Source organism: Mycobacterium sp. NGS26, from assembly GCF_059813025.1.
This window is the reverse complement of the sequence record NZ_JCALDU010000010.1, coordinates 1-2,479: the sequence shown is the minus strand read 5'-3', so window position 1 is coordinate 2,479 and position 2,479 is coordinate 1. Positions and strand designations below refer to the sequence as shown.

1 protein-coding gene is annotated in these 2,479 nt (G+C 68.8%); it reads left to right on the top strand.

What is annotated here, in order from left to right:
- Positions 1 to 2,479: condensation domain-containing protein (locus tag AC5Y6X_RS24295; protein ID WP_499989694.1), on the top strand; the 2,479-nt coding region annotated here is incomplete at both ends.

The window sequence follows — 2,479 nt, the reverse complement described above, 5'->3', positions numbered from 1 at the left end:
TGAAATCCAAAGCGCCCTAGCCGAACTCGACGGGGTGCAGCAGGCGGTGGTGCTCGCCCGCGAGGACCGCCCCGGCGACAGGCGCCTGGTGGGTTACATCACCGGAACCGCCGACCCGGCCAACGCCCGCGCCGAGCTGGGCAAGCGGCTACCGGCGTATATGGTCCCGGCCGCAATCGTGGTCCTCGATGCGCTGCCGCTGACCGTCAACGGCAAACTCGACACACACGCCCTGCCGGCACCCGGATATCGCGCCGCCGATCGCTATCGTGCCCCGACCACCGCGGTCGAGGAGATCCTGGCCGACATCTACGCCGAAGTCCTCGGCGTGGAACGGGTCGGCATCGATGACTCGTTCTTCGAAATGGGCGGCGACAGCATCCTGTCGATGCAAGTCGTCGCCCGGGCCCGTGCCGCCGGGCTGAGGTGTCAGCCGCGCGACATCTTCGTCGAGCAGACCGTCGCCGGCCTGGCCCGGGTGACGGGGTCGGCGGCCACCGGGGAGACCGCCCCGGTCGATGAGGGTGTCGGGCCGGTCGTGGCCACCCCGATCATGCGCTGGCTGCAAGCCGTGGACGGCCCGGTGGAGCAGTTCAACCAGACGATGGTGCTGCAGGCCCCCGCGGGAGTCACCGAGGCCGACGTTCTCGTCGTGCTGCAGGCCCTGCTGGACCGGCACGGCATGCTGCGGCTACGCATCACAGACGATGGCCCGGGAGGCTGGGCGCTCCACGTGCCCGAGCCCGGGTCGGTAGCCGCCGACGCGTGCCTGCACACCGTCGACGTGTTGTCCGACGAGGCGCTGGTTCAGGCGCGGTCCCGGTTGAATCCGAGCGCCGGGGTGATGGTCAGCGCACTCTGGGTGGCCAGCACCGGCGAGTTGGTGGTGATCATTCACCACCTCGCCATCGACGCCGTGTCGTGGCGAATCCTGTTGGAGGACTTCAACATCGCCTGGGCCCAGCATCACGCCGGGCAACCCGTGGCGTTGCCGGCACCCGGCACATCGTTCGCCCGGTGGGCCTCCCTGCTGGCCGATCATGCGCACACCCCGACCGTGGTGGCCCAAGTCGAGACGTGGAGACGCATCGCGGCCGCCCCGGCCGCCCTGCCCTCGGTCCAGCCCGCGGTGGATACCTATGCCAGTGCCGGGCAATTGTCGGTGTCATTGGATGCCGCGACGACGCGCTCGCTCCTTGGCGAGGTACCGGCCGCGTATCACGCTGGGACACAAGACATCTTGCTGATCGCGCTCGCCCTGGCCTGCGCGGAATTCCTCGACACCGGAAACGCACCGATCGTTCTTGATGTGGAGGGCCACGGCCGGGCCGACGACCTGGCTGCCGATGTCGACCTGTCTCGCACGGTGGGCTGGTTCACCACCAAATACCCTGTCGCGCTGACCGTAGGCGATGCCGCACTCGAAGCCCTCATCAAAGACATCAAGGAACAACTGCGCGCGCTGCCCGACGGCTTGACCTACGGATTGCTGCGCTACCTCAACCCCGATATCGAACTCACGGGAGCCGACCCGGCGATCGGCTTCAACTACCTGGGGCGCCTCGGTATGCCCGCGGGGGTGCCCGCGGATCTGTGGCGGATCAGCCCCGACGCCCTCGCGGCCACCACGGCGTCCACCGCGGTACCGATGCCGCTGGGTCACACCGTGGAACTCAACGCCTTCGCCGTCGACACCGATACCGGTCCGCAGTTGCACGCAACCTGGACGTGGGCCTGCTCGGCACTCGACGACGCGCAGATCGCCCGGCTCGGGCAACTGTGGCGTGACGCCCTGGCCGGCATCTGCGCTCATGTACGAAACGGCGGGGGCGGCTTGACCCCGTCCGACATCGCCCCGGCCCGCCTGAACCAGGAGCAGATCGACGAGCTGTGCCGGCACCACGAGATCGCCGATATTTTGCCGTTGACACCGCTGCAGCGGGGACTGCTTTTCCACGCGAGCGGCGCGCGGCCCAGTGACGACGATCCGTATGCGGTGCAGCTGGATTTCAGCTTGACCGGCCCGATCGACCCCGACCGCCTCCACCAAGCCGTGGACACCGTCGTCGCCCGCCACCCCAACCTGGTGGCCCGGTTCTGCTGCCAGTTCGACGAACCGGTACAAGTCATTCCGGCCGATCCCGTGGCGGCCTGGCGGTATGTCGACCTCAACGACCATGACCTCGACGCCGAGGAGTGGGTCCAAAAACTGTGCGCCGCCGAACGCGCCGCGGTCTGCGACCTCACCGACCCGCCGGCGTTTCGGGCCGCCCTGATCCGCACCGCCGAAAACCGGCACCGGCTTGTGCTCACCAACCACCACATCGTGCTCGACGGCTGGTCCATGCCGATCCTGCTGCAGGAGCTGTTCGCCAGCTACCACGGGCACCGGCTGGCCGCGGCCGGGTCGTATCGCAGGTTCGTCACCTGGCTGGCCGATCGAGACCACGACGCCGCCCGCGCGGCCTGGCGCGAGGCA